This is a genomic window from Massilia sp. 01N410 (genome assembly GCF_056399665.1).
In genome coordinates this window covers 1-25,557 of sequence record NZ_JBFTRV010000020.1, presented here as the reverse complement: position 1 = coordinate 25,557, position 25,557 = coordinate 1, and the positions used below count along the sequence as shown (strand labels likewise).

The 25,557-nt window shown below is 63.8% G+C and carries 22 protein-coding genes; 13 read left to right on the top strand and 9 right to left on the bottom strand.

Annotated features, from left to right (window positions below; translation table 11 throughout):
- A complete protein-coding gene (gene tssK / locus AC1DOP_RS22150) occupies positions 1-1,347 on the bottom strand; it encodes a type VI secretion system baseplate subunit TssK (protein ID WP_441935146.1) in 1,347 nt (448 codons plus the stop codon).
- A 173-nt stretch (positions 1,348-1,520) separates the two neighbouring features.
- Between tssK and tssE the strand changes: the two genes are divergently transcribed.
- From tssE to tssG, 3 genes are read left to right on the top strand one after another with little or no spacing between them, the layout of a single operon-like run.
- Positions 1,521-2,036 (top strand): type VI secretion system baseplate subunit TssE, encoded by a 516-nt coding sequence (gene tssE / locus AC1DOP_RS22145; RefSeq protein WP_441935145.1) that lies wholly within the window; start codon positions 1,521-1,523, stop codon positions 2,034-2,036.
- A gap of 1 nt (position 2,037) precedes the next feature.
- Positions 2,038-3,879, top strand: a complete 1,842-nt coding sequence (tssF, locus tag AC1DOP_RS22140) for a type VI secretion system baseplate subunit TssF (RefSeq protein ID WP_441935144.1) — start codon at positions 2,038-2,040, stop codon at positions 3,877-3,879.
- Positions 3,843-4,889 carry a type VI secretion system baseplate subunit TssG gene (tssG, locus tag AC1DOP_RS22135; RefSeq protein ID WP_441935143.1) on the top strand — a complete coding sequence of 349 codons (1,047 nt, stop codon included), beginning with the start codon at positions 3,843-3,845 and terminating at the stop codon, positions 4,887-4,889. The genes tssF and tssG overlap by 37 nt, the downstream gene beginning before the upstream one ends.
- Here tssG and AC1DOP_RS22130 read toward each other — a convergent pair.
- Positions 4,868-5,542, bottom strand: a complete 675-nt coding sequence (locus AC1DOP_RS22130) for an MOSC domain-containing protein (RefSeq protein WP_441935142.1) — start codon at positions 5,540-5,542, stop codon at positions 4,868-4,870. The two genes, tssG and AC1DOP_RS22130, sit on opposite strands and share 22 nt — an antisense overlap.
- A 169-nt stretch (positions 5,543-5,711) precedes the next feature.
- Complete coding sequence (locus AC1DOP_RS22125; protein WP_441935141.1) at positions 5,712-7,943, bottom strand: NADP-dependent isocitrate dehydrogenase; 2,232 nt, start codon at positions 7,941-7,943, stop codon at positions 5,712-5,714.
- Positions 7,944-8,273: 330 nt separating this feature from the next.
- Here AC1DOP_RS22125 and AC1DOP_RS22120 point away from each other — a divergent pair, with 330 nt between their 5' ends.
- Together AC1DOP_RS22120 and AC1DOP_RS22115 are read left to right on the top strand one after the other, a co-directional pair.
- Positions 8,274-9,458, top strand: a complete 1,185-nt coding sequence (locus AC1DOP_RS22120; protein WP_441935140.1) for a PQQ-dependent sugar dehydrogenase — start codon at positions 8,274-8,276, stop codon at positions 9,456-9,458.
- Positions 9,459-9,466: 8 nt separating this feature from the next.
- The gene (locus tag AC1DOP_RS22115) at positions 9,467-9,772 is read left to right on the top strand and encodes a hypothetical protein (protein WP_441935139.1); all 306 of its coding nucleotides are present in this window, start codon (positions 9,467-9,469) and stop codon (positions 9,770-9,772) included.
- Between the two features lie 9 nt (positions 9,773-9,781).
- On the opposite strand, the gene AC1DOP_RS22110 is transcribed toward AC1DOP_RS22115, so the two are convergent.
- From AC1DOP_RS22110 to AC1DOP_RS22100, 3 genes are all read right to left on the bottom strand, one after another.
- Positions 9,782-11,275, bottom strand: a complete 1,494-nt coding sequence (locus AC1DOP_RS22110) for a hypothetical protein (protein ID WP_441935138.1) — start codon at positions 11,273-11,275, stop codon at positions 9,782-9,784.
- Between the two features lie 224 nt (positions 11,276-11,499).
- Positions 11,500-12,750, bottom strand: coding sequence for a sensor histidine kinase (locus tag AC1DOP_RS22105; RefSeq protein WP_441935137.1), 1,251 nt, complete (start codon positions 12,748-12,750; stop codon positions 11,500-11,502).
- Positions 12,747-14,300: an ATPase domain-containing protein gene (locus tag AC1DOP_RS22100; protein ID WP_441935136.1), complete on the bottom strand. Its 1,554-nt coding sequence runs from the start codon at positions 14,298-14,300 to the stop codon at positions 12,747-12,749. The genes AC1DOP_RS22105 and AC1DOP_RS22100 overlap by 4 nt, the downstream gene beginning before the upstream one ends.
- 321 nt (positions 14,301-14,621) lie before the next feature.
- Between AC1DOP_RS22100 and AC1DOP_RS22095 the strand changes: the two genes are divergently transcribed.
- On the top strand, positions 14,622-15,101 hold the full coding sequence (locus AC1DOP_RS22095) for an SgcJ/EcaC family oxidoreductase (protein WP_441935135.1): 480 nt from the start codon (positions 14,622-14,624) through the stop codon (positions 15,099-15,101).
- A 143-nt stretch (positions 15,102-15,244) separates the two neighbouring features.
- Here AC1DOP_RS22095 and glmS read toward each other — a convergent pair whose 3' ends face one another.
- The gene (gene glmS, locus AC1DOP_RS22090; protein WP_441935134.1) at positions 15,245-17,074 is read right to left on the bottom strand and encodes a glutamine--fructose-6-phosphate transaminase (isomerizing); all 1,830 of its coding nucleotides are present in this window, start codon (positions 17,072-17,074) and stop codon (positions 15,245-15,247) included.
- Positions 17,075-17,224: 150 nt separating this feature from the next.
- Between glmS and AC1DOP_RS22085 the strand changes: the two genes are divergently transcribed.
- Complete coding sequence (locus AC1DOP_RS22085; RefSeq protein WP_441935133.1) at positions 17,225-17,698, top strand: Lrp/AsnC family transcriptional regulator; 474 nt, start codon at positions 17,225-17,227, stop codon at positions 17,696-17,698.
- A 438-nt stretch (positions 17,699-18,136) separates the two neighbouring features.
- Here the strand turns inward: AC1DOP_RS22085 and glmU are convergent, their stop codons facing one another.
- The gene (gene glmU / locus AC1DOP_RS22080) at positions 18,137-19,510 is read right to left on the bottom strand and encodes a bifunctional UDP-N-acetylglucosamine diphosphorylase/glucosamine-1-phosphate N-acetyltransferase GlmU (protein ID WP_477253379.1); all 1,374 of its coding nucleotides are present in this window, start codon (positions 19,508-19,510) and stop codon (positions 18,137-18,139) included.
- A gap of 34 nt (positions 19,511-19,544) precedes the next feature.
- Between glmU and AC1DOP_RS22075 the strand changes: the two genes are divergently transcribed.
- The 6 genes from AC1DOP_RS22075 (at position 19,545) to AC1DOP_RS22050 (ending at position 24,574) form a co-directional block, all read left to right on the top strand.
- Complete coding sequence (locus tag AC1DOP_RS22075) at positions 19,545-20,441, top strand: DUF6279 family lipoprotein (protein ID WP_441935131.1); 897 nt, start codon at positions 19,545-19,547, stop codon at positions 20,439-20,441.
- 86 nt (positions 20,442-20,527) lie between these two features.
- Positions 20,528-21,166, top strand: coding sequence for a 16S rRNA (guanine(966)-N(2))-methyltransferase RsmD (rsmD, locus tag AC1DOP_RS22070; RefSeq protein WP_441935130.1), 639 nt, complete (start codon positions 20,528-20,530; stop codon positions 21,164-21,166).
- A 92-nt stretch (positions 21,167-21,258) separates the two neighbouring features.
- Positions 21,259-21,762, top strand: a complete 504-nt coding sequence (gene coaD / locus AC1DOP_RS22065; protein WP_441935129.1) for a pantetheine-phosphate adenylyltransferase — start codon at positions 21,259-21,261, stop codon at positions 21,760-21,762.
- A 23-nt stretch (positions 21,763-21,785) separates the two neighbouring features.
- A complete protein-coding gene (locus tag AC1DOP_RS22060; protein ID WP_441935128.1) occupies positions 21,786-22,046 on the top strand; it encodes a YfhL family 4Fe-4S dicluster ferredoxin in 261 nt (86 codons plus the stop codon).
- 267 nt (positions 22,047-22,313) lie between these two features.
- A complete protein-coding gene (locus tag AC1DOP_RS22055; protein WP_441935127.1) occupies positions 22,314-23,912 on the top strand; it encodes a methyl-accepting chemotaxis protein in 1,599 nt (532 codons plus the stop codon).
- A gap of 41 nt (positions 23,913-23,953) precedes the next feature.
- Entirely contained in the window at positions 23,954-24,574 is a 621-nt protein-coding gene (locus AC1DOP_RS22050) for a chalcone isomerase family protein (protein WP_441935126.1), read from the top strand.
- A gap of 563 nt (positions 24,575-25,137) precedes the next feature.
- On the opposite strand, the gene AC1DOP_RS22045 is transcribed toward AC1DOP_RS22050, so the two are convergent.
- Positions 25,138-25,557: IS1595 family transposase (locus AC1DOP_RS22045; protein ID WP_477253375.1), on the bottom strand; the 420-nt coding region annotated here is incomplete at its 5' end.

Genomic DNA, 25,557 nt, shown 5'->3' with positions numbered 1-25,557 from the left:
TCAGGCCGCCACCGCCAGCAGTTCGAGCTTGAGCTCCTTCATCCCCGACGGCACGTAGATCGACACCGACTGCGCCTGCAGCATGCGCTCGACCATCTGCCCTTTGGATTCGAGCACGAAGTAGCAGGTGTCGGGGCGCACCGGTACCGCTGCCGGCAGCTGGGGCGCGTACTGCAGGCGCACGCCGGGCAGGGCGGACAGCACGCATTTCTCGACGTCGTCGGGAGCGCCGACCTTGAAGCGCAGCGGCACCGTATCGACCAGCTCCAGCGCCGGGATGTCGGCCGAGACGGCGATATAGAAGGTGGTCTTGTCGTCGATCTTGCCCGAGTCGAGCATGCCGTGGTGGTAGCTGGGTCGCACCTCGCTGAGGACGATGGCGAAGTACTTCGACGAGATCACGGTATCGAGCAGCTCGCGCACGATCTGGTGGAGCTTCAGGAAGGCCGGGCCGGGATCCGCATGCTGGTAGGGCGGCAGGTCGGCCAAGGTCCAGCTCTTCGAGAAGGTCATCAGGGCGCCGGCGGTGGCGAGCAGCTGCTCGTACAGGCGCTCGGGATGCAGGTCCGGGTGGTGCAGATAGTGGGTCAGCGCCGCGCAGGCCGTGCTGGTCGTGTGCAGCAGCCAGAACGAGGACATGTCGCCGGAGCGGAACTCGATCACGTTGCGGCTCGGCTCGCGGTGGTGGCCGTACAGGGCGCTGACCTTGGCCTGCAGCGCGTCCAGCAGGCGGCGCAGCTGCAGGTGCAGGATCGGCGCGGCGCCGACCGACAGGCTGGGCGGCACGAAGCCCGGATCGAGTTCGAAGCCGCCGGCGGCGGCGCGGCGCAAGCGCAGCAGCGGGAAACAGGTATAGGCATCGCGCGGCTCGAACTCGGCCACCAGGCGCACCGTCTTCTTCAGGTAGGCCAGCTGGGCCGGGGAGGCCTGGGTGTAGAGGTCGGGCGTCTCCTGGTTCGCCTGCACGAAGCGGGCCGTGGTGCTGTCCTCGCCGGGCGGAACGAAGTTGCCGCTGAAGGGTTTCAGTCCCGGCAGGGCGGCGTAATAGGTCACGCTCTGCTGGTTGTGGCGGGACTGCAGCAGGTTCAGGTCGACCGTGGGCGGCAGCTCGTCGGGCCCCGGCGCGTCGACCAGTTCGCCGTCCTGGAAGCGCAGCGCCAGCGCCAGGATGCGCAGCACGTTGCTGCCGAGGGCATCGCGGTCGACTTCCAGCCGCTCCACGCCCCAGGCATAGGGATGAACGGCATCGATGCTCTTGTAGAGACGGTGTTCGTGGTATTGGTCCTGGCGCTGGAAGTGCTGCGGACGCAGCAGCAGGCCCTCGCCCCAAAGTACCTTGCTGTTCATGTCGCGTTCCCTCCTGTCGAGTCCACAACCATAGCTTTTTCGTGGCGCCCTTTTTACGGGAACCCGGTTGGGTCTTGCTCCCGCTCAATGTTTTGGTAGCGCCTTCCCAACTGAACTATTTTTTCGGCGGCGTCTATGTAAGACTCTCGGCTGGATCACGCGAGGGGATGCCGATGAAGGGTTTCACGCCTGGTTTATTCGACCGCCTGCTCGGTGTGCCGACGCGTGGCGCCGGCAGCGCCACGGTGTCGCGGATCTCGGCCGAGGACTTGAAGGATGCGGTCGCGCGCGACCTCGAGGCCCTGCTGAACACCCGTGCCGTGATCCCGGAAGCGCTGCTCGAGGACTACCCCGAATGCAGCAATTCGATCCTGAACTACGGCCTGAGCGACTTCGCCGACCGCTCGCTGTCCAGCCCCACCGACCGCGCCCATATCTGCACCTGCCTGGAACAGGTCATCGGGCGCCACGAACCGCGCCTGCGCAACGTGAAAGCCTCGCTCGAGATCAGGGAGGGCGCGGTGAACCGCCTGAATTTCTCGATCACGGCGCTGCTGGTGGCCAGCAGCTCGCAGGAGCCGGTCAACTTCGACGCCGTGCTGCAGCGCTCCACGCTCCAGTACAGCATCAGCAAGGCAGGACGGACGGCGGTGGCGGCGCCGTCCGCGTCCGCGCCGGTGGGAGCCTGAGGTGGAACTGCTACTGCCGTATTACGAGCGCGAGCTCGGTTACCTGCGCCGCAACCTGCGCGACTTCGCGGAACGCTATCCGAAGATCGCCGGCCGCCTCCTGATCAGCGGCGAGGTATGCGAGGACCCGCACATCGAGCGCATGATCGAGTCCTTCGCGCTGCTCAACGCGCGCATCGCCAAGCGCCTCGACGACGATTATCCCGAGTTCACCGAGGCGCTGTTCGAGGTGCTGTATCCGCACTACCTGCGGCCCTTCCCCTCGTGCTCGATCGCACGCATGGACGTCGCCGCCGCCGCCGCGCAGCAGACCGGCGCCAGCGTCATCCCGCGCGGCACCCAGCTGAATACCCGGCCGGTGCGCGGCGCCGCCTGCACCTTCCGCACCGTCTACCCGGTCTGCGTGGCGCCGCTGGAACTCGCCGAGGCATCGTTTTCCGCCATCATCCGCTGCCCGGAAGCGGTAAGGCTGCCGGGCGGCGCCGGCGCCGGCCTCAAGCTCAGCATCGCCGCAACCGGCGAGCAGGCGCCCGGCCAGTTGCAGCTGGCGCGGCTGCGCGTGTTCATCGACGGCGAGCCTTCGTTCTGCGCGGCCCTGCGCGATGCGCTGTTCATGCGCACCGTCGGCGCCTGGGCCGAAGCCGACCGCAGCGGACGCTGGGTGCCGCTGGACGCGATCCCGATCCATGCCGCCGGCTTCGACGACGACGATGCCCTGATCGACTTTCCGGCGCGTTCCCATCCCGCCTACCGGCTGCTGACCGAGTACTTCTGCTTCCCCGAAAAATTCAACTTCTTCGACATCGACCTTGCCGCGCTGGCGGGCGCGCTGCCGGCGGGGAGCAGGACGCTCACCCTGCACCTGGCGCTGTCCGGCCTGCGCGCCGATTCGAACACCGCGCGCATGCTGGAGACGCTGTCGACGAACAACGTGCTGCTCGGCTGCACCCCGGTGGTCAACCTGTTCCGCCAGAAGGGAGAGCCGATCCGCCTGACCCATGCCAGCGCCAGCTATCCTGTGCTGGCCGATGGGCGCCGCGCCTTCGCCTACGAGGTGCAGACGATCGAGTCGGTCTCGCTGGTGCGCCAGACGCCGCAGGGCGAATCCATCATCGAATACCAGCCCTTCTATTCGCTCAAGCATGCGCAGGCGCCTTCGATCGGCGGCCATTACTGGGCCCTGCGGCGCGACGAGACCCTGCGCGACAGAAGCCCGGGCTTCGAGACCCAGATCACGATCGTCGACATCGACTTCGATCCCGCCGCGGTGGAGACCGACACGCTGAACCTCGAACTCATCTGCACCAACCGCGACCTGCCTTCCCAGCTCGCCTACGGCCAGCGCGGCGGCGACCTGTTCCTCGAAGGCGGATCCAGCGTGAAGTCGATCGTTTTCCTGCGCAAGCCCACCAATTCCTGGCGCTTCGAGCACGGACGCGGCACCCACTGGCGCCTGATCTCCCACCTGTCGCTGAACCACCTGTCGCTGACCTCGGACGGCATCGACGCCTTCCGCGAGATGCTGGCCCTGTACGACCTGCCGCGCTCGGCCTCTTCGCAGCGCCAGATCGCCGGCATCAATGGCATCGAACAAAAGGCCGCCAGCGCCTGGCTGCCGGGGAATCCGTTCACCTGCCTGGTGCGCGGGGTCGAGGTGCGCCTGACCATCGACGAGGAAGCCTTCGTCGGCAGCGGCATCCACGCCTTCGCCCACCTGATCGAGCGCTTCCTGGCCCTCTACGTCCACGCCAACAGCTTTACCAGGCTGACCATCGTCTCGCACAAGACCGGAGAGGAGCTACTCGCATGTTCGCCAAGAAGCGGCGATTCGAGCCTGCTGTAATCGAGCGCCTGTTCAAGGAACCCTGGCGCTTCGAATACTTCCAGGCGGTGCGCCTGCTCGAGCTCTGGCTCAGGCGCCAGCGCCAGTCCCGGCTTGACCCGGTGGCGCAGGTGCTGCGCTTCCGGAACTCGACCTCGCACGGCTTCCCGGCCAGCCAGCTCGAAGCCATCCACCTCGAGACCCACGACGACGAAAGCCTGCGCCACGTCCACCTCACGCCCGCCTTCATGGGCCTGTTGGGCTGCAACGGCGTGCTGCCGGCCCACTACAACGAACGCATCGCCGAGCACGAGCAGCGCCACAAGGACGAAGGCCCGCGCGCCTTCCTCGACACCTTCTCGAACCGCTCGCTGGCCCTGTTCTACGAAGCCTGGCGCAAATACCGGCTGCCCTTCAAATACCAGCTCGAGGGCAGGGACAGCTTCCTGCCCCTGCTGCTCGGGCTGGCCGGCTTCGGCAATGCCGCGCTGCGCCAGCGCCTGGCGCAAGGACACAACGGCGCGGTGCTCGACGAATCGGTCGGCTACTTCGCCGCCGCGATCCGGCACCGGCCGGCCTCCAGCAGCCAGCTCGCGCGCGTGCTGAGCGAATACTTCGGCCAGCCGGTGGCGGCCGAACAGTTCGTCGGCCAATGGTACGAGGTGCCGCCCGCGCAGCAGACCATCCTCGGCCAGGCCACCGCCGTGCTGGGCGCCGGTGCGATGGCGGGCGTGCGCGTGTGGCAGCGCGACCTGCGCCTGCGCCTCGTGATCGGACCGCTGGACCGCGCCAGCTTCGGCGCTTTCCTGCCCGGTGGCCTGGCGGCGAAAGCCCTGCACTCCCTGCTGACCCTGTTCACCGGCGTGACCCTCGAATACGAAGTGGAACTGGTGCTGCGCGCGGCCGACGTGCGCGAGGTCACCCTGCGGGATGGCACCCATATCGGCCGCCTGGGCTGGGATGCCTATCTGGTCGACGGTCCCCAGCACGCGGACCGCCGCGACGTGCGTTACGAACTGAATTCGCTGTAGCCGCCCTCGTCGTCGAACAGGCCTTCCCCATCCCAGCAGCGCAGGCCTGCCGCGGCCTGGCCCGACACCGCCTTGCCGGCAAGGCCCAGATTTGCGGCCAGGCGCGGGAAGGCGCGGCAGTAGCTCGACTGCACCCCGGCCAGGCGCGCCAGCCTGGCATGGCTCAGCACCATCCCGTCCGGCACGGCGCGCAGCACCCGGGCCACCCGCAGGCGCCAGTCCTCATCCCAGGCCGGCAGCATGCGGCCCAGGTCGCGGATGCGGTCGCCGGGCCGGATGACGCCGCCGGCCAGCACGCGCGCCAGCACGCCGCGGCGCGGGCCGATCCGCGCCGCCACGCCGGCCTGGAAGGCATCGAGGTGGCCGCAGGCTTCGCACTGGAACATCAGCCGCAGCAGGATCTCGTCGCCGATGCGCAGCACACTGCCGGAGACCAGCTGCGAAGTGTCGAAGTCGACCAGCAGGTTCTCGCCCAGCGCCTGCGTGGGCAGTTTGAAATCGGCATAGGCCGGGGCGCCGGCCAGCAGCACCTGGCGCGGCGACAGCGGATCGGCATGGCGCTCGCCGGCCAGGCCCACGCCGGCGATGGCCTCGGCATGCGGCGCGCCGTCCGCCAGCGCCAGCACCTGCCCGAGTCCTGCACCGATCATCATGTGTTCATCCCCAAAAAAGCGTCGTCCCCGCGGAAGCGGGGACCCAAGTTTGCAAGCGCTTTCATAGCGCGAACAAAACTTGGATCCCCGCCTGCGCGGGGACGACGGATTCAAGAGCGCGGCCCTAAGGTATTCAAGGGCCCGGTCCTCCGTGGAGAACCTGCTTCTATCAGGCAGCCGAAGCCAGTGCCTGGTTGAAGGTCGCGCTCGGACGCATCACGGCTTTCACCTTGGCGTTGTCCGGCTGGTAGTAGCCGCCGATGTCGACCGGCTTGCCCTGGATTTCCAGCAGCTCGGCCACGATCTTCTGCTCGTTCTCGGCCAGGGTCTTGGCCAGCGGCGCGAAGAAGGCGGCCAGCTCGGCATCCTCGGCTTGCTGCGCCAGTTCCTGGGCCCAGTACAGCGACAGGTAGAACTGGCTGCCGCGGTTGTCGAGTTCACCGGTCTTCGGCGACGGCGACTTGCGGTTGTCCAGCAGCTTGCCGGTGGCGGCGTCCAGGGTCTTGGCCAGCAGTTTGGCTTTCGCGTTGCCGGTCTTGATGCCCATGTCTTCCAGGCTCACCGCCAGTGCCAGGAACTCGCCCAGCGAATCCCAGCGCAGGTGGTTTTCTTCGGTCAGCTGCTGCACGTGCTTCGGTGCCGAGCCGCCGGCGCCGGTTTCGTACATGCCGCCGCCCGCCATCAGCGGAACGATCGACAGCATCTTGGCGCTGGTGCCCAGTTCCAGGATCGGGAACAGGTCGGTCAGGTAGTCGCGCAGGATGTTGCCGGTCACCGAGATGGTGTCCAGGCCGCGGGCCACGCGCTCCAGGGTGTAGCGCATCGCGCGCACCTGCGACATGATCTGGATGTCCAGGCCCGTGGTGTCGTGATCCTTCAGGTAGGTCTTGACCTTCTTGATCAGTTCATTCTCGTGCGGGCGGTACGGGTCCAGCCAGAACACGGCCGGCATGCCGGAGTTGCGGGCGCGGGTGACGGCCAGCTTGACCCAGTCGCGGATCGGTGCGTCCTTCACCTGACACATGCGCCAGATGTCGCCCTTCTCGACGTTCTGCGACATCAGGACTTCGCCGGTGGCGAGGTCGGTGATGTTGGCGACGCCGTCTTCCTGGATCTCGAAAGTCTTGTCGTGCGAGCCGTATTCCTCGGCCTGCTGCGCCATCAGGCCCACGTTCGGAACGGTGCCCATGGTCTTCGGATCGAAGGCGCCATGCCATTTGCAGAAGTTGATGATCTCCTGGTAGATGCGGGCGAAGGTCGATTCCGGCAGCACGGCCTTGACTTCCTTCAGGCGGCCGTCGGCGCCGTACATCTTGCCGCCGGCACGGATCATGGCCGGCATCGACGCATCGACGATCACGTCGTTCGGCGAGTGGAAGTTGGTGATGCCCTTGGCCGAGTCGACCATGGCCAGTTCCGGACGGTGCTCCTGGCAGGCGTGCAGGTCGCGGATGATCTCTTCGCGCTGCGAATCCGGCAGGGTGGCGATCTTGTTGTACAGGTCGGCCATGCCGTTGTTGACGTTCACGCCCAGGCTGTCGAACAGGGCGCCGTGCTTTGCGAAAGCGTCCTTGTAGAAGATGCGCACGGCGTGGCCGAACACGATCGGGTGCGAGACCTTCATCATGGTCGCCTTCACGTGCAGCGAGAACATCACGCCGGTCTTGCGCGCGTCTTCGATCTGCTGTTCGTAGAAGTCCAGCAGGGCCTTGCGGCTCATGAACATCGAATCGATGACCTCGCCGTCCTGCAGGGAGACCTTCGGCTTCAGCACGATGGTCTGGCCGCTCTTGGTCAGCAGTTCCATCTTGACGTCGCGGGCGCGGTCGAGGGTCATCGACTTCTCGCCGTGGTAGAAGTCGCCGTGGGTCATGTGCGACACGTGGGTGCGCGAGGCCGGCGACCATTCGCCCATCGAGTGCGGGTTCTTGCGGGCGTATTCCTTGACCGCCTTCGGTGCGCGGCGGTCGGAATTACCTTCGCGCAGGACCGGGTTCACGGACGAGCCGATGCACTTGCCGTACCTGGCCTTGATCTCTTTTTCTTCGTCGGTCTTCGGATCGGCCGGGTAGTCGGGCAGGTTGTAGCCCTTGCCCTGCAGCTCCTTGATCGCGGCGGTCAGCTGGCCTACCGAGGCGCTGATGTTCGGCAGCTTGATGATGTTGACTTCCGGCGTCAGGGTCAACTTGCCCAGCTCGCTCAGGGCATCGGGCACGCGCTGTTCCGGCGTCAGGCGCTCGGGGAACTGGGCCAGGATACGGGCAGCGACCGAGATGTCGCTTTCCTGGATGGTGATGCCGGCGGGCTTGGTGAAGGTGCTGATGACGGGCAGGAAGGCGTGGGTGGCCAGCAGGGGCGCCTCGTCGGTAAGGGTGTAGATGATGGTCGAATCGCTGCTCATACGCTTTTTCCTCGGTGTTCGCGAAGGTAAGGGAAACTAATACTAAAAAGATATCAACTGTCTGGGCTCGCGGATCGCGCACGCCATCAGGCGATGATGTCAGGCGATGATCCTAACCGATCTACTCCGATGCGAGGAGCTTTTCGCCAGGCGGATCATTTTGCCGCATGGCCAAGTCTTATATAAGACAGAAGACAAGCGCCATATTATGCACCGCTTTTCAGGCGGACACCACCCTTTCGCGCTTTTCGGCGTCAAGCGCGCGCCGCCAGTGGCAGGTTTGCTTCATCCTGCGGCAACGCGAGTCTGGCGACCGATCCGGAGGCTCCCATGCTTTCCTGGCGCATCCTTATACCCTTGTCCCTAATGCTGACCGCCTGCGGCGGCGGTGGCGGTACCTCCGGCGGCGGCACACCGGTGCTGCCTCCCGCACCGCCGTCCGCCGCCCTCACCCTGGCGCTGGCCCCCTTCGCCAGTAACCTGTCCAGTCCCACCTTCCTCACCACACCGCCGGGCGACGCGCGCCAGTTCATCGTCGAACGCGCCGGCCGCATCCTGGTCATGCAGGGCGGCAGCCTGCTGGCCCAGCCCTTCCTCGACCTGCGCAGCGTCACCGACGTCGCCGGCGAGGGCGGACTGCTGTCGATGGCCTTCGATCCCGGCTATGCGACCAACGGCCGCTTCTACGTCTACCGCACGAATGCGAATCACGACATCGTGGTCGAGCGCTACACGGTGTCCGGCGATCCCAACCGCGCGGATGCCGCGTCGGCGCTCGCCATCATCCAGATCCCGCACCCGACCTATATCAATCACTTCGGCGGCCTGGTCGCCTTCGGTCCCGACGGCTATCTCTACCTCGGCACCGGCGACGGCGGTTCCGAAGGCGATCCGAACGGCAATGCGCAGAACCTGGGCTCGCTGCTGGGCAAGATGCTGCGCCTGGACGTGAGCGGCGCCAGCTCTGCACTGCCCTACCGGATCCCATCCACCAATCCCTATCTTGGCCAGGCGGACGTACGGCCCGAGATCTGGGCGAACGGCCTGCGCAACCCCTGGCGTTTCGCTTTCGATGCCGACAAGCTCTACATCGCCGACGTCGGCCAGAACCTGCGCGAGGAAGTCGACCTGGCGCCGGCGTCGCAAGGCGGGCTGAACTATGGATGGAAAGTCATGGAAGGCAGCACCTGCTACCAGGCGCCCAGCTGCAATCGCAGCGGCCTGGCGCTGCCGGTGCTCGAGTACAGCCATGCCGATCCCGGCAGTCCGTGCGCGATCACGGGCGGCTTCGTGTACCGCGGGACGGCGATCCCGGAGCTGGCCGGGCGCTATTTCTATTCCGATTACTGCGCCGGTTTCGTGCGCAGCTTCCTTGCCTCCGGCCTGGCCGTCTCCGAACAGCGCGACTGGAACATCGCCAAGCCCGGCCAGGTGCAATCGTTCGGCCGGGACGGGCAGGGCGAGCTGTATGTGCTGACCGCGAGCGGCATCTGGAAGATCGTCAAGGGACAATAGGCAAGCTCATGAACGCCTCCAGCGGCATCGCGGGCGAAGTCATCCTCCGCCCCGTCAGTCCGGTCGAAGGGCCGGGGATACCCACCCATCGCCCCTACGCGGCCGGCATCCGCATCATGGATGAGAGCGGCCGCACGGTGACCGAATGCCGGAGCGGTCCCGACGGGCGCTTCCGGGCCGACCTCCCGCCCGGCACCTATGTCCTGCATGCCGAGCCGGACGTGGCCGGCCCGCGGGCGCCCCCGCAGACCGTGACCGTGGAAAAGAAGCGCTACACCGCTGTCCGCATCGTTGTCGACAGCGGTATCCGCTGAGCACAGGTGCTAAGTAGCGAAGCCGAAGCCGACGATGCGGCTGGTCCAGTCCTGGTTCCTCTGCACATACTCGTTGACCAGCCAGGCGCGCCTGGCGTTGCGGGTGTCGAGCGTCACCGCCGAGTAATCGCCCCAGCGGCCGCCGCCGTACCAGGTCGGGCTCGTGAATGCCGCCGTGCCCGGTCCAAGGATATACGGCAGGCCGTCGTTATGGTCGTAGCCGGAGAAGCGCACCTGGGCATTGGTGCCGTTCCTCGGGTCCGTCATCGTCCATGTCACGAAGATATCGTCGCCGGCGTTCGCCGCGATCGAGGCATTGAAATCGTAGGAGGTCGAGGTGCCGAAGAAGAAGGCGCTCTGGATGATCGAGTTGGTGGCGGTATTGATCTCGTAAAACCTGGGGGCGGCATAGCCGACCAGGTTGATCGTGTGCACCTGCCAGAGGGAGTTGCCCATCTGCGTGCTGGCATTGACGAAGCGGCCGTCGAGGGTATCGAGCAGCGCGCCGGTGCCGGGCTGCGGCGCGTCCGGCGGCGCCGAATACGCGGCCACGGCGACGTTCACCGGCCCGCTCAGCTGGATGCCGTTCGGCCGGCTCGAGTTGGTCAGGGTGTACAGGCTCAGTGCGCTGCCGCCCGCCGCCGCGACGAGGTAGGTGCGCGCGTTCTGGTCGAGGACGTTCGGCGGCGCCAGCGTGCCGCGCAGGCCGGTGAACACGGGCACCGCGAAGCCCAGGCCGTTGTAGAGGCGCGCCTTGGCGACGGCGAACATGTCGGCACCGCGGAAGCCGCCGGAGGCGGCGAAGATATTCGCCGTCAGGATGATCGAATCCTGGTCCATGCCGAGCTGTGGATAATCCCAGAAGTCGCCCGCGGCGAAGGTGACGTTCAGTCCATAGATGAAATACGGACCCGCCGCATTCGACGAGGTCGAGACGGCGATGAAATACAGCTGGCGCGTGGCCGACTCCTGGAAGGCGACGGCGGTCACGATCCAGCGGTTCCAGGTGGTGTCGTACACCGCGCGCGGATCGAACAGGATCTGGGCGGTGTAGCCGAAGAAGGACGCCAGCGAAATGCTGGTGCGCTGGGTCGGGTTATCCCGCGCATAGATGTCGATGTGCGAATTGGTGACCTCGACGAAATGCTCGCGTCCGATCGCGCCATGGGTGTCGGGCGGCGTGAGCCCGTCGACATTCGAGGCGCCCTGGAAATTCGGTCCGACCAGCACGATCGGGACGCGCGGCTGCGCTTCGGCATGCAGCGCGGTGTGCACATCGGCGGGCTTGTCGGCCGTCGCCCCCGCTTCCTGCAGCCTGGCCTTCATCTCCGCATAGTCGGCGGCGGGCATGGTCGGCAGGAAGGGCTTCATGCGCTGCTGCGCCGAAAGATTCTGAGCGGGCGCCGGCATGTTCCGCATGTCCTCCATCATGGTGTCCAGGGTCCTGGTCTGCGCGGGACTTGCTTCGAGCTTTGCGTCAGCCTCGATGAACGAATGTTCCATGGTGTTTCTCCTTTTGCCTGAAATGAATTGCGATGCGCGATGCGCGTTGCGTGTCTGAGGCGTGTACCGGAGCACGAAGCGGAATATTCCTACTTCGATTCGGACTTACCGAAGATGGGCTTTCCCTTTTTTGGCGATTCCGGCATCAGCTACTATCGTGACAAAGCTGCCACGGCTTCTTGATCGAACTCAGCGGCTAAAGCGTGGAGAAAAGTGACCCTAATCTAAGGTCTGGAAGGCAGTTCTGCCACGACAGGCAGCCGAATGGAGAAGGTGGCGCCCTGGCCGCGGCCGGCGCTGCTGACGCTGAGCGTGCCCTCGTGCAGCTCGACGATACGGCGGGCGATATACAGGCCGAGCCCGAGACCGGTGGCATTGTCGTGCTGCTGCAGCCTGAAGGCACCGAACACGTGCGGCAGGTCTTCCGCTTCGATGCCCTGGCCGGAATCCGTGATGTCGATCTCGACCATGCCATCGAGCCGCCGGATGGTGATGCGGATGACGCCGCCCACCGGCGTGAATTTGACTGCATTGAACAGCAGGTTCCAGATGACCTGCTGGAGGCGCCGCCCGTCCGCATCGAAGCGGATAGGGTCGCCGTAATCGGCCGGCGTCACCCGTATCTGGATCTGCTTGGCGTGCGCATGGGGCTCCACCGTCGAGATGGCGTCGCGCAAGACCTGTCCCAGCACGACACGCGTGCGTGTGATCGACATCTGCCCGGTCAGCGTGCGCGCGGCGTCGATCAGGTCCTCGACCATCCCGGCTTCCTGGCGCACGTGCACGCGCATCGATTCGAGCCCGCTGACCGCTTTGGGCGGCAGGTCGGGAGTCGTGCGCAACAGTATTTCGATGCGCATCGACAGCGCCGAGAGCGGCGTGCGCATCTCGTGCGAGACCGCCGCCAGGAACAGTTCGCGTGTCCGGTTTACGCGTGTCAGGTCATCGATGGTTTCGCGCTGGCGGTCGAGCGTGCTCGACAGTGTTTTCAGGAGACCCGCATAGGTGCTCATGCGTTTGTCGGACACGGGCGCATCGAGCCGCGCCTCGTTCCACAGCAGGTGGCCAGCCAGTCCGATCTGCTTGGCGATACGCTCGCAGGCCAGCGGTGAACTGAAGTCGGCGAAGCGCCAGCCAAACACCAGCACGCCGTAGACCTGGCCGCGCAGCAGCAGCGGCTGGGCGCACACGCGGAAGCCTTCGCCGAATTGCCCGGATGCGGAATCCGCCTGCGCGCATGCCTGCTGCACCAGCGCGCGCTCGAAAGCCGTACCGGGACCGTCCTCGGCCCACAGGGTCGAGCGTTCCGCCAGCAAGGCCGACATGCGCGAACCCGTCAGGGGACCGATGTGGCGCACGCCTGCCGCGTCATAGGCCGACGTGACGAGGCCCGTCGCTTCCGTGAACTGCCGTAGCGGCGTATGCCAGTCGCTCCAGTCGACCGGTGTGTTGTCTGGCAGTTCGGCCTTGATCACCTGGGATTTTCGTTCGGCATGCGCGCCGAGTCGGGCAGAGGGTTGCCGCTGGCCACGGCTTCTTCGATGGCCGGGCTCTGGCGCGATGGCGAGCGCGACAGCAATCCGTAGTAGGACGAGAACGGCAGTTGCGGCACGGCCTGGGTATCGCTGCCGTTTTCATCCAGCAGAACCAGGCCGCCGACGCCGATTTCGTATTCGCGCGTGACTTGCACATTGCGGCTGCCGCGCACCTTCGGCACGGCCAGCGCGCGCCGCAGCACGGTCGAGATTTCCACGTAGTTGAGCAGGATGATGTTGTCGACCAGGTGCGAGCCCTTGAGTTCCTCGCTGATCTGCGACACGCCCAGCAGTTCCGGGCTTTCGTAGTTGAACAGGGTCGTTGCCAGGCGGTTCTTGAAGAAGCTCGCCAACGCGTACAGGTAATCGGCAACCTCGTCGGCACTGGTCATTTCATACACAGCCACCGAATCGAGCGCGATACAGTCGATGTTCTCCTGCTCGACCAGCTTGACGATACGGTCGAAGTGCACGTCCAGTTCGAGTTCCAGCGGCGACTCATAATGGATGAAGAGCTTGCCATCGTCGATCAGGCCCTGCAGATCGAATCCGAGCGACTTGGCGTTGCGGATCAATTGGCGCGGATGTTCGTCAAGGCTGACCAGCAGCGCCTTGTGGCCATTCTTGATGGCGTCGGTCAAAAACTGGACGCTGAACACGGTCTTGCCGGTGCCGGAAATACCGCTCACCAGCGTCACCGATCCTTCGTAGATACCACCAGCCATCATCTTGTCGATGGCCGGCGAACCGGTCGACAGGCGCCGTTCCGAGGTCGGCTGGTCGGGCGAGGCGACCGGGCGCGACTGGGCACGGCGGTACACATGCACACCGATCTCCGGTTCGATGCGCATGGTGTGGCTGCCGCCGATGAAATCCTGGCCGCGCGACTTCGTGACCTTCAGGCGGCGGTGCGCCCGGCGCCTTGCCTCGCCGAACGTGAGCGAAATGATGGTGTCGAAAACGAAGCGCTCGTGCGCCAGCACGCCGGTCAGCGATTCGTCCTTTTCCGCCGTGACCATGGTGGTCACGCCCAGACGCGTCAGGCCTTCGATCAGCAGGTGCACGTCTTCGCGGAAGGGCATGTCGTTCACTTCCGCGTACAGGCGCAGCGGCGTCAGGCCGTCGATCAGCAGGCGCTTGGCTCCCATCTCGACGAGCGAGGCGGCGAAGGCGCCGTCGTCACTGCGGAACTCGCTCAGCAGCACGGCCGGACTGGTCTGGATGATCTTGATCTTGCCCTGGTCGATCATGCCCTGCAGGTCCCAGTTGAAGCCGGCGGCATCGCGCATCAGCTTGGCGGGATCGAGTTCGAAGGACACGATGGCGCCCGGCTCGTCGTAGTCGAGCGCGCCGTGGTAGATGAAGCCCAGCCCGAGCGTGGTCTTGCCCGAGCCGGGCGGACCTTCGACGATCAGGTTGTTATTGCGGGGAATGCCTCCGTGCAGTACCTCGTCCAGCCCGGTAATGCCCGTCTTGACCAGTTCGTTCATCGATTCACCCTCTATAAGTGTGTCAGCTTAACATGCGGCGGCGCAACAGTCTGCCGGCGATTGCCGGCACCAGTGGTGGCTCGATGTAATTTTTTTACGTGAAATTAGCGACAGATTCTAAGACAACTCGCCGTCATGTATTAACACGATTGAAACATTCTGAACGGCGATTCTTTCGCGTCCCCAGCCTGCTGCAAGTGCGTTTGCAGCGTTTAGGCGACACAAATTCAAGCGAGCCGGTACCCGTTAGGCACAGCCCTATGATCGGCCGGTAATTGATGAGTGATCCCTGGCTGCACAACCCGTGAAAGGAGATTCGCCATGAAGCTGTTCGCTCTTGCTGCCGCCCTCGCGCTGGCCGGCTGCGCCTCGCAACCGGCGCAGCCAGGGAAGACCTATACGCACGTACCGCGCACCGAAAAGTGCAAGCCGACCTCCGAAAAGAAGATCGCGGCCCTGTTCGACCGCTGGAACGACTCGCTGGAATCAGGTGATCCGCACAAGGTCGTCGCCAACTATGCGGACGACGCCATCCTGCTGGCGACCGTGTCCAACCAGCCCAAGCTGACGCCGGCGGAAAGAGAAGAGTATTTCGAGACTTTCCTGCTCAATGAACCGTCCGGCAAGATCGACCTGCGCCGCATCTACCTCGGCTGCAACGTCGCCGTCGATGCCGGCCTGTACACCTTCACCTTCGACAGGACCGGGCAGGTGGTGCCGGCCCGTTATACCTTTACTTACCGATGGGATGGGGAGCAGTGGCTCATTACAAGCCATCATTCTTCGGTGTTGCCGGAGTAGCCGTGAAAAAGCGGGAGTTTGCCGCCTATCTCAAGTTATGGCGCCGACTCGCTGGACGCGCGCCGGCTGGACTCGGACATTAAAAAAACAGGCCGCGACCTGTGGGGTTCGCGGCCTGCTGCTGTTCAGGACAAGCTGTCTTCTTACTCCACCGTCACCGACTTCGCCAGATTACGCGGCTTATCCACATCGGTACCACGCGCCAGCGCCGTGTGATACGCCAGCAGCTGCAGCGCCGCCACGTGCAGGATCGGCGACAGCAGGCCGTAGTGCTCCGGCAGACGGATCACGTGCAGGCCTTCGCTCGAGGTGATGTGGGTGTCGACGTCGGCGAAGCAGTACAACTGGCCGCCGCGGGCGCGGACTTCCTGCATGTTCGACTTCAGCTTTTCCAGCAGGGCGTCGTTCGGGGCGATCGTCACCACCGGCATCTCTTCGGTCACCAGCGCCAGCGGGCCGTGCTTCAGCTCGCCTGCCGGGTAGGCTTCGGCGTGGATGTACGAGATTTCCTTCAGCTTCAGCGCGCCTTCGAGGGCGATCGGGTAGTGGATGCCGCGCCCCAGGAAGAGGGCGTTTTCCTTGCGCGCGAATTCCTCGGCCCAGGCGATGATTTGCGGCTCCAGCGCCAGCACCGAGCTCAGCGCGACCGGCAGGTGGCGCATCTGCTTCAGGTAAGTGGCCTCTTCCTCGTCGCTCAGGCGGCCGTTCACTTGCGCCAGAGTCAGGGTCAGCAGGAACAGCGCGGCCAGCTGGGTGGTGAAAGCCTTGGTCGAGGCCACGCCGACTTCGACGCCGGCGCGGGTGATGTAGGCCAGCTTGCACTCGCGCACCATGGCGCTGGTGGCGACGTTGCAGATGGTGAGCGTGTGGACCATGCCCAGGCTGCGGGCGTGCTTCAGCGCGGCCAGGGTGTCGGCGGTTTCGCCCGACTGCGAGATCGTCACCACCAGGGTCTGCGGGTGCGGGACGCTGTCGCGGTAGCGGTATTCGCTGGCGATCTCGACGCTCACCGGGATCTTGGCCACCGATTCGATCCAGTACTTGGCGGTGAGGCCCGCGTAGTAGCTGGTGCCGCAGGCCAGGATCAGCACACGGTCGATTTCCTTGAACACGCGGAAGGCTTGGTCGCCGAACAGTTCCGGCATGATGCCGGTGACGCCTTCGAGGGTGTCGCCGACCACGCGCGGCTGCTCGAAGATTTCCTTCTGCATGTAGTGGCGGTAGGGACCGAGTTCGGCGGCGCCGGTGTGGGCGTGCACGGTTTTCACTTCGCGCTCGGCCGGGCGGCCGTCGACGTCGACGATCCAGTAGCGGGCCAGTTGCAGGTCAACCACGTCGCCTTCTTCCAGGTAGATGATCTGGTCGGTGGTGCCGGCCAGCGCCATCGCGTCCGAGGCGACAAAGTTCTCGCCCTTGCCCAGGCCGACGATCAGCGGAGAGCCCTGGCGCGCGGCCACCACGCGGTGCGGCTCTTCGCGGCAGAATACGGCGATGGCGTAGGCGCCGTGCAGGCGTTTCACGGCCTGCTGGACGGTCTCGAACAGGTCGCCGTTGTACATGTGGTCGACCAGGTGGGCGATGACTTCGGTGTCGGTCTGGCTGGTGAATTTGTAGCCGAGATCCGTCAGTTCGCGGCGCAGCTCGTCGTGGTTCTCGATGATGCCGTTGTGGACCAGGGCGATACGGGCGTTCTCTTCGGTCGGCGAGAAGTGCGGGTGGGCGTTCTTGGTGGCCGGGGCGCCGTGGGTGGCCCAGCGGGTGTGGGCGATGCCGGTGAAGCCCTGCAGCTCGGTTTCCTTGATCTGGGATTCGAGGTCGGCCACGCGCGAAGTGCTGCGCGAACGCTGCAGACGGCCGTCGACGTGCAGGGCAACGCCGCAGGAATCGTAGCCACGGTATTCAAGGCGCTTCAGACCTTCGATCAGGATAGGGGTAATGTTGCGTTGAGCTACAGCTCCGACGATACCGCACATGGTTGGACTCCAATAGAAATTAACAGATGTCAATAATGTAGAGCAGACGTTATGAAATAAGCTTTCAGAATCCAACCATTTTTGATAGATTATTTCACGATCCATCTAACGTGAAATATTCTTTCAAATTTCAAAGAAATCTTTATAAAAATGTCGACAGAGCCCCATGTCTTGGACGAACTTGATCGTCGCATCTTAAATACGCTACAAATTGATGCATCTCATACGAACGCCGAATTGGCGGAATTGGTACACGTATCGCAGCCAACTTGCCTGCGGCGCGTCAAACAGCTGACCGAAAACGGTGTTATCGAACGGCAAGTTGCGATCGTCTCGCCGGACAAGGTGGGCGCGCGCCTGACTGCCATCGTCGAGATCACGCTGGACGTGCAGGCCGCCGACCGCATGGAGGAGTTCGAACGCGTCGTCGCAGAGGACGCCGCGGTGCTGCAGTGCTACCGGGTCGCGCCCGGCCCCGACTTCGTGCTGGTGGTGCAGGTTGCCGACATGCCGGCCTACCACGCGCTGGCGCACCGCCTGTTCACCACGCATAAGAACGTGCGTAACGTAAAAGCCTATTTCTCGACCTTCCGCAGCAAGTTCGAGACCCGTATCGTGGTGTAAAAATACGGTCACGCACAAGTCATCCACAGGGGATTGTGGATAATGTGGATAAGCTGTTTACCTGTAAACTTTGCCATCGGCGAAGTAATGCACAGCTCATCCACAGTTGGTTGTGGACAGATTGTGACATTGCCGAATTTGTGAGCAGAGGGTGTCATCGGCCGCAAAAACGGCCGCTCGACGGGGACGAGCACCCGTTTCATGCGTTGTGGATAACCCCGGCAATCAACACCCCGATCATGCCGCAGCCGCTTCCAGCGCCAGAGAAGAAAAGCTTGATAAAACAAACACCAATAAAGACAACAGGCCCGTCGGATCACCGTACGGGCCTGTGGATGACTTTGTGGATGACTGGGCGAAAACCCTGTGCAAAGCCGGTGGACCAGGCTGTGCCCAAGCTGTTGCCAAGCTGTGGCTATACTGTGCGCAGCCGGTGGATTACTTCGTCTTGACCGGACGCATCCAGTTCTCGATCGTCATCTGCTTCGGACGCGAGATCGTCAGCTTGCCGGCCGGCGCATCCTTGGTCAGCGTGGTGCCGGCGCCCAGGGTCGCGCCCTTGCCGACGCGCACCGGGGCCACCAGCTGGCTATCGCTGCCGATGAAGGCTTCATCTTCGATCACGGTGCGGAATTTATTCGCGCCATCGTAGTTGCAGGTGATGGTGCCGGCGCCGATGTTTACACGCGAACCGACGTCGGCATCGCCCACATAGGCCAGGTGGTTCGCCTTGCTGTGGGCGGCGACCTTGCTGTTCTTCACTTCGACGAAGTTGCCGATGTGGACATCTTCGGCCAGCTCGGTACCCGGGCGCAGGCGCGCGTAGGGGCCGATCTGCGATTTGTCGCCAACGATCGCATCTTCCAGGTGGCAGAAGGGTTTGATCTGGACGCCGGCGCCGACCCTGGTATTCACCAGCACGCAGTTGGCGCCGATGGTCACGCCGTCCGCCAGTTCGACACGGCCTTCGAACACGCAGCCGACGTCGATCGAGACGTCACGCCCGCAGATCAGTTCGCCGCGCACGTCGATGCGGGCCGGATCCAGCAGGTGCACGCCCTTTTCCAGCAGCGCATTCGCGATGTTCAGCTGGTGGCGGCGCTCGAGTTCGGCCAGCTGCACCTTGCTGTTCACACCGGCGACTTCCCACTCGGCGGATGGATGCGCCGACACCACCGGCACGCCGTTCGCCACCGCCTGGGCCACGATGTCGGTGAGGTAATATTCGCCCTGGGCGTTATTGTTCTTGAGCGCGCCCAGCCAGCCGTTCAGGTGCCTGGTCGGGATCACCATGATGCCGCTGTTGATTTCCTTGATCGCGCGCTCTTCCTCGTTGGCATCCTTCTCTTCGACGATGCGCACGATCTTGCCGTCTTCGCGGATAATGCGGCCCAGGCCGAAGGGGTTGTCCTGCACCACGGTCAGGATCGCCAGCTTGTCGTCGCCGGCGGCCTCGACCAGGCGCTGCAGGCTGGCGCTGGTGGTCAGCGGCACGTCGCCGTACAGCACCAGGGTCGGCGCGTTCTCGTCGACTAGAGGCAGGGCCTGCATCACTGCGTGGCCGGTGCCGAGCTGGGGCTGCTGCAGGGCGGTGTCGATGACGATGCCGGCGTCAAGGCCCCATTCGTGAACCGCACTCGGCACAGCTGCGCCGCCGTGGCCATAAATCACGCATAATTTACTCGGCTTTAAGCTGCGCGCCGTGTCGATGACATGCTGTAACAGCGGCTTCCCAGCCAGTGGATGCAAGACTTTGGGCAGGGCGGATTGCATGCGCTTTCCCATGCCGGCGGCGAGGATGACTACGTTCATAGGCCGTTCTCAATAGAAAATGTAGTTGAATAACATGAAAAAGTTTAACACGCACCAATCGCTGTTCCAGCGCGCACGCCTGCTGTTTCTGGTCGCGCTGATGGTTCTTGCCGCAGGTTGCAGCACGATCCGCTTTACCTACAACCACGGCGATACCTTGCTGTACTGGTGGTTGAACGCTTACGTCGACCTCGACAGCGACCAGTCCGACTGGGTCAAGAAGGATATCGACAACCTGTTCCAGTGGCACCGCGCGACCCAGTTGCGCGACTACGCCGGCCTGCTGGGCAAGATGCAGCGCCAGCTCGGCGACGGCAACGTCACCCAGGACGAGCTGCTGTCCGATTACCGCGACATCAAGGCGCGCACCGAACTGCTGGCCTTCAAGGCGCTGCCCCAGCTGGCCGACCTGGCGATGTCGATCAAGCCCGGCCAGATCGCCCAGATGGAGCAGAAGTTTGCCAAGAATAACGACAAGTTCCGCAAGGAGTTCATGAGCGGCAGCGTCGAGGATCAGCACAAGGCCCGCTTCAAGAAGGCGATGAGCCAGTTCGAGCTGTGGCTCGGCAGCTTCAACCGCGACCAGGAAGCGGCGCTGCGCCGGGCCTCGGATGCGCGTCCGCTGGACAACGACGTCTTCCTGCAGGAACGCATGCTGCGCCAGAAGAAGATCGTGGCCCTGCTGCGCCGCGTGCACGACCAGAAGCTGAACAAGGAACAGACCATGTCGGCCGTGCACGACCTGCTGCGCGACATGTTCGACCGCACGGAGGCGCCGGAGCGCAAAGCCTTCTACGATGCCTATGTGGACAGCACTTCGAAGTTCATCCTGACCGCGATCAAGTTGACCACGCCGGAGCAGAAACAGCACGCGCAGAAGCGGATGCAGGGCTGGATCAACGATTTCAACGCCCTGGCGCAGGGGAAATAATCGCGATCGTGGACATGGATGCCCGCCCTACCTGACTCGGCCGTAGGGTGGGCACCCCGTGCCAACCTGCATGCTATAGTCCGGCCATGCAAAAGAAGTCCTCACACAAACCTTCGTATCCCCGCCGCCCGGGCCCGCCGCAACAGGTGCGCATCATCGGCGGCGCCTGGAAACGCACGCCGCTGCCCGTGCTCGACGCCTTCGGCCTGCGTCCCACACCCGACCGCGTGCGCGAGACCGTGTTCAACTGGATCCGCCACCAGACTGGCGGCGACTGGGACCAGCTCGACTGCCTGGACCTGTTCGCCGGCAGCGGCGCCCTCGGCTTCGAGGCGGCCAGCCGCGGCGTGCATTCCGTCACCATGATCGATACCCTCGGGCCGGTGGTGCGCCAGCTCGAAACCATCAAGGAAAAGCTGAAAGCCGACAACGTCAGGATCCTGCGTGCCGATGCGCTGGCCGTCGCACGCGACCTGGCCCAGCGCGGCCAGCGTTTCGACCTGATCTTCCTGGACCCGCCTTATCAACAGGATTTCCTGAGCCAGGCCCTGCCGCTGTGCGCCGGCCTGCTGAAGGAGGGCGGCCTGGTGTATGCGGAGGCGGGTGCGGCCCTGCCGTTCGCGGAAACGGAACAGGACAGTACGCCGGAGTGGCTGTCGGGCTGGCAGCTGGTGCGTGGCGACAAGGCCGGCATGGTCTACTTTCACCTGCTGAAGTTGCACTAAAACACGGCAATTTCAGCCCCATCCTGGGGCGGCTGCCGAATTTTCAGGCATAATGCGCGCTTATTCAGGTGCATTTCTCCAGGGGAGCCGCAATGGTTGTAGCCGTTTATCCAGGTACGTTCGATCCGCTGACCCGCGGCCACGAGGATTTGGTGCGTCGCGCATCGGGTCTGTTCGACACCCTGGTCGTCGGTGTCGCCGACAGCAAGAACAAGAAACCGTTCTTTTCGCTCGACGAACGCCTGGAAATCGCCAACGAAGTGCTCGGCCACTATCCGAACGTGAAGGTCGAAAGCTTCAGTGGCCTGCTCAAGGATTTCGTGCGCAAGCATGATGCGCGCGTGATCGTGCGCGGCCTGCGCGCCGTGTCCGACTTCGAGTACGAGTTCCAGATGGCCGGCATGAACCGCTACCTGTTGCCCGACGTCGAAACCCTGTTCCTGACCCCGTCCGACCAGTACCAGTTCATCTCCGGCACCATCGTGCGCGAGATCGCGATGCTGGGCGGCGACGTCTCCAAATTCGTGTTCCCTTCGGTCGACCGCTGGCTGCAGAAGAAGATCGCGGCCATCACCGGCGCCGCACCGAAGGCCTGAGCTTCACGCAAGAGGTTGTAAAAATGGCTTTGCTGATTACCGACGACTGCATCAATTGCGACGTGTGCGAGCCCGAGTGCCCGAACGACGCCATCTCGATGGGCGCGGAGTATTACCAGATCGACCCGCACAAGTGCACCGAATGCGTCGGCCACTTTGACGAACCGCAGTGCGTGGCACTGTGCCCGGTCGCCTGCATCCCCTTCAATCCGGAGTGGCGCGAAACCCGCGAAGAACTCCAGGCCAAGTACGAAAAGCTGACCGCCGCCAAGGCCGCAGCCTGAGAGCGTGCTTCAAGTTCGGGCCGGCGCCTGCCGGTCCTTCCCCCGTCGACTATGACATTCGCGCAACACTGCGCCGCCATCCGCCGGCGTCCGTGTTGCACAGCAAACTTCCGCTTTTCCTCTCCGGCGACGTCGGCATGACTGTCGCTTGTGCACCCGCAGCATCGAAATAGTTCCGAATATTTAATTTGGGCAAATTGATTGGTGCTATATTTGTTATCAAAAAAATAGCACGTCCATTCTATTTTGATGGGAACGGGGAGACATATGATTAGGAATATGCGGATCGGCCAGCGCCTGGCCGTGGGCTTCGGCTTCGTGATTGCCTTGCTGGTGCTGTTGGCGGCGATCTCCTGGCTGCGGATGGAAAGCCTGAACAAGGAGATGGAAACGCTGGTGCGGGTGCGCTACGCGAATACGGTGGCCGCCAACCTGGTCAAGGAAGACGTGAGCGAAGCCACGCGCAGCATGCTCAACGTCCTGATCATGAGCGACCCCGACCAGATCAAGAAGGAACTGGCCAATACCGAAGCGCGCAGCGCCAAGGCGACCGCGGCGGTGGCGCAACTGGCCAGGCACGTCGGCGATGCCGAAGGCGAGGGCATCCTGAAGGCGATCGCCGCCATCCAGGACAAATTCCTGCCGGCCCAGACAAAATTCATCGGCCTGGTCAACGAAGACAAGAAGGACGAGGCCATGGTGAAATTCATGTTCTCGCTGCGTCCCCAGCAAACCCGTTATTTCGAGCAGCTCGACAAGTTCGTCGCCTACCAGAACGCGGCCATGAACAAGGCCGGCCAGGATGCCGCCGCCGTCACCCGCCGCACCCAGATGCTGATCCTGCTTCTCGCCGGCGCGGCCTGCCTGCTGTCGCTCGGCGTGGCGGTGCTGTCGACGCGCAGCATCACCGGGCCGCTGGCTCAGGTGGTGGAGATCGCCCGCCGCGTCGCCGACGGCGATCTCACCAGCGACATCGCCGTCGACAGCCGCGACGAGGCCGGCCAGATGATGGAAGCGCTGCGCCACATGAACGACAGCCTGATCCGCATCGTCGGCGAGGTGCGCACCAGCACCGAATCGATGGCCGGCGTGACCGGTGAAATCGCCAGCGGCAACCTCGACCTCTCGAGCCGCACCGAAGCCCAGGCCAGTTCCCTGGCCCAGACCTCGAGCTCGATGCGCGAACTGACCGATACCGTGCAGCAGAACGCGGACAACGCGCGCCAGGCGAATACGCTGGCGGCCCAGGCTTCCGAAGTGGCGGCGCGCGGCGGCTCCGTCGTGTCGCACGTGATCGCCACCATGGCTTCCATTACCGGTTCCTCGAAAAAGATCGTCGACATCATCGGCGTGATCGACGGCATTGCCTTCCAGACCAATATCCTGGCCCTGAACGCCGCGGTGGAGGCGGCGCGCGCCGGAGAACAGGGACGCGGCTTTGCCGTGGTGGCGTCCGAAGTACGCAACCTGGCCCAGCGCTCGGCGGCGGCGGCGAAGGAGATCAAGTTGCTGATCAGCGATTCTGTGGATAAAGTGCATGAAGGCAGCAGCCTGGTCGAGCAGGCCGGCGTGACGATGGCCGAGGTGGTCGAGAGCGTGCGCCGCGTGACCGACATCATGGGAGAAATCACGGCCGCCAGCGTCGAGCAGAGCGCCGGCATCGCCCAGGTCAGCCAGACCATCGTCGAGATGGACCAGACTACGCAACAGAACGCGGCGCTGGTCGAGGAGGCGGCAGCAAGCGCGTCGACGATGCAGGAACAGGCGGCGCGGCTGGCGCGTGCGGTCAGCGTCTTCAAGCTCGACCAGGATACTGCGCAGGCGCCGTCCCACCTGTCGTCCGAACCCCGGCTGACGCTGGGCTAAGCCATTACTAATGCATTACCGTTCATTCTGAGGAGACACACATGACTTCCATTTCCAATACCTCCTTTGCGCGCCGGCTGGTCGTCAAAGGCATGATGGCCGGCGCCCTGCTGGCCGCCGCCATCAGCCTGCCGGCCCAGGCGTCGGTCGACGTCAGCGGCTACAAGTTTGAGGACACCGCCAAGGTCGCCGGCAAGGACCTGAAACTGAACGGCGCCGGCATGCGCACCAAGCTGATCATCAAGGTCTATGCCGCCGGCCTCTACCTGCCGGAAAAGAAGACCGCCACCGCCGACATCATGAAACTGGAAGGCCCGCGCCGCGTGACCCTGCAGATGGCGCGCGACATCTCGTCCGAAGACTTCGGCAAGGCCTTCATGGATGGCCTGAACGAAAACGTCGACAAGGCCGAGAAGCAGAAGATCGTGGCCCAGATCGGCAAGATGGGCGAGCTGTTCGCCTCGGTCGATGCTCTCAAGAAGGGCGATGTGCTGCATCTGGACTGGATTCCGGGCACCGGTACCCAGGCTGAGCTGAACGGCAAGAAGCTGGGCGACCCCATCCCCGACATCAACTTCTACAACGCCATCCTGCGCATCTGGCTGGGCGACAAGCCGGTCGACCGCTCGCTGAAGCCGGCCCTGCTCGGCGAAGCCAAGTGATTTAAGACCCTCGCATCATCCTGGTTCGACGCGGCCCCGGGCAACCGGCGCCGCGTTTTTTTTCGCCCTGATTTTTTTACTGCGCAGCTGCCGGATTTCCGGATGAGGCCGGCCCCCATCAGGCATGCCGAGGCCGCTGGCGGCGCATGTCTTCGATAAGATCGAAACTACGATAATTCAACCACACATATCGACTCTTCTTTAACTTCTTTCTTCGTAGCGATATCTCATCATTAAGTTACGCGCATCTGCATCGTTCTAGCCGTCACATCGTCTATCAGGAAGCTGCATCGACTGTCTTACGCAGAATGCCAATGATGAAATCATCCTCTCTTAAAATCACTACAAAACTCATCAATATTCATGCATCATGCATTTTTATGAATATTCGAATTTATGCGCCATGCATACGATATCGACTAATTGTTAAATCGGTTGCTTAAAAAATCCCCAGAAAACCGGAGCGACCGGAAGTCGACCGCGATTCTTCATTCCCACTCAGGGCGGGCAGGAAACGAGGGGGTGAACGGGGTGAACGGACGAAAAAAAAGGCGCTGTTCGCGCTAAGTGTTGAATCTGCCCAGCGCCGCTCTCAAAAAGGCGTCTGGACTGGCAATGCGCTGGCCATCCAGCGCCCAGCGCCAGCCGAAGTAGTGGTCCAAGTAACGGCTGGCGATGCCGCGGAAAGGCAGCAGCCAGGTGCGCATCCGGCTGTGATAGGCGTTCACGTTCTGGATGTGCAGCGCACCGCGCTTTCTTTCGCCGGCCCTCGCATTGATGGCTTCATGCGAAATCCCGACCTCCCGCGCGAATGCCGGGTAGGCCGCATGGCTGTCGGTCACCAGCAGCACGTCGCGCGCCAGGCGCGGCCCCAGGTGTTGCACCAGCTGCCGCTTGCTCACGCTGCCCTTGCCGGTCACGGCGTCGATGGTCTGGCCGCTGCGATCGCGTGCCACCAGGATGCACACTTGTTCATTCGAGAT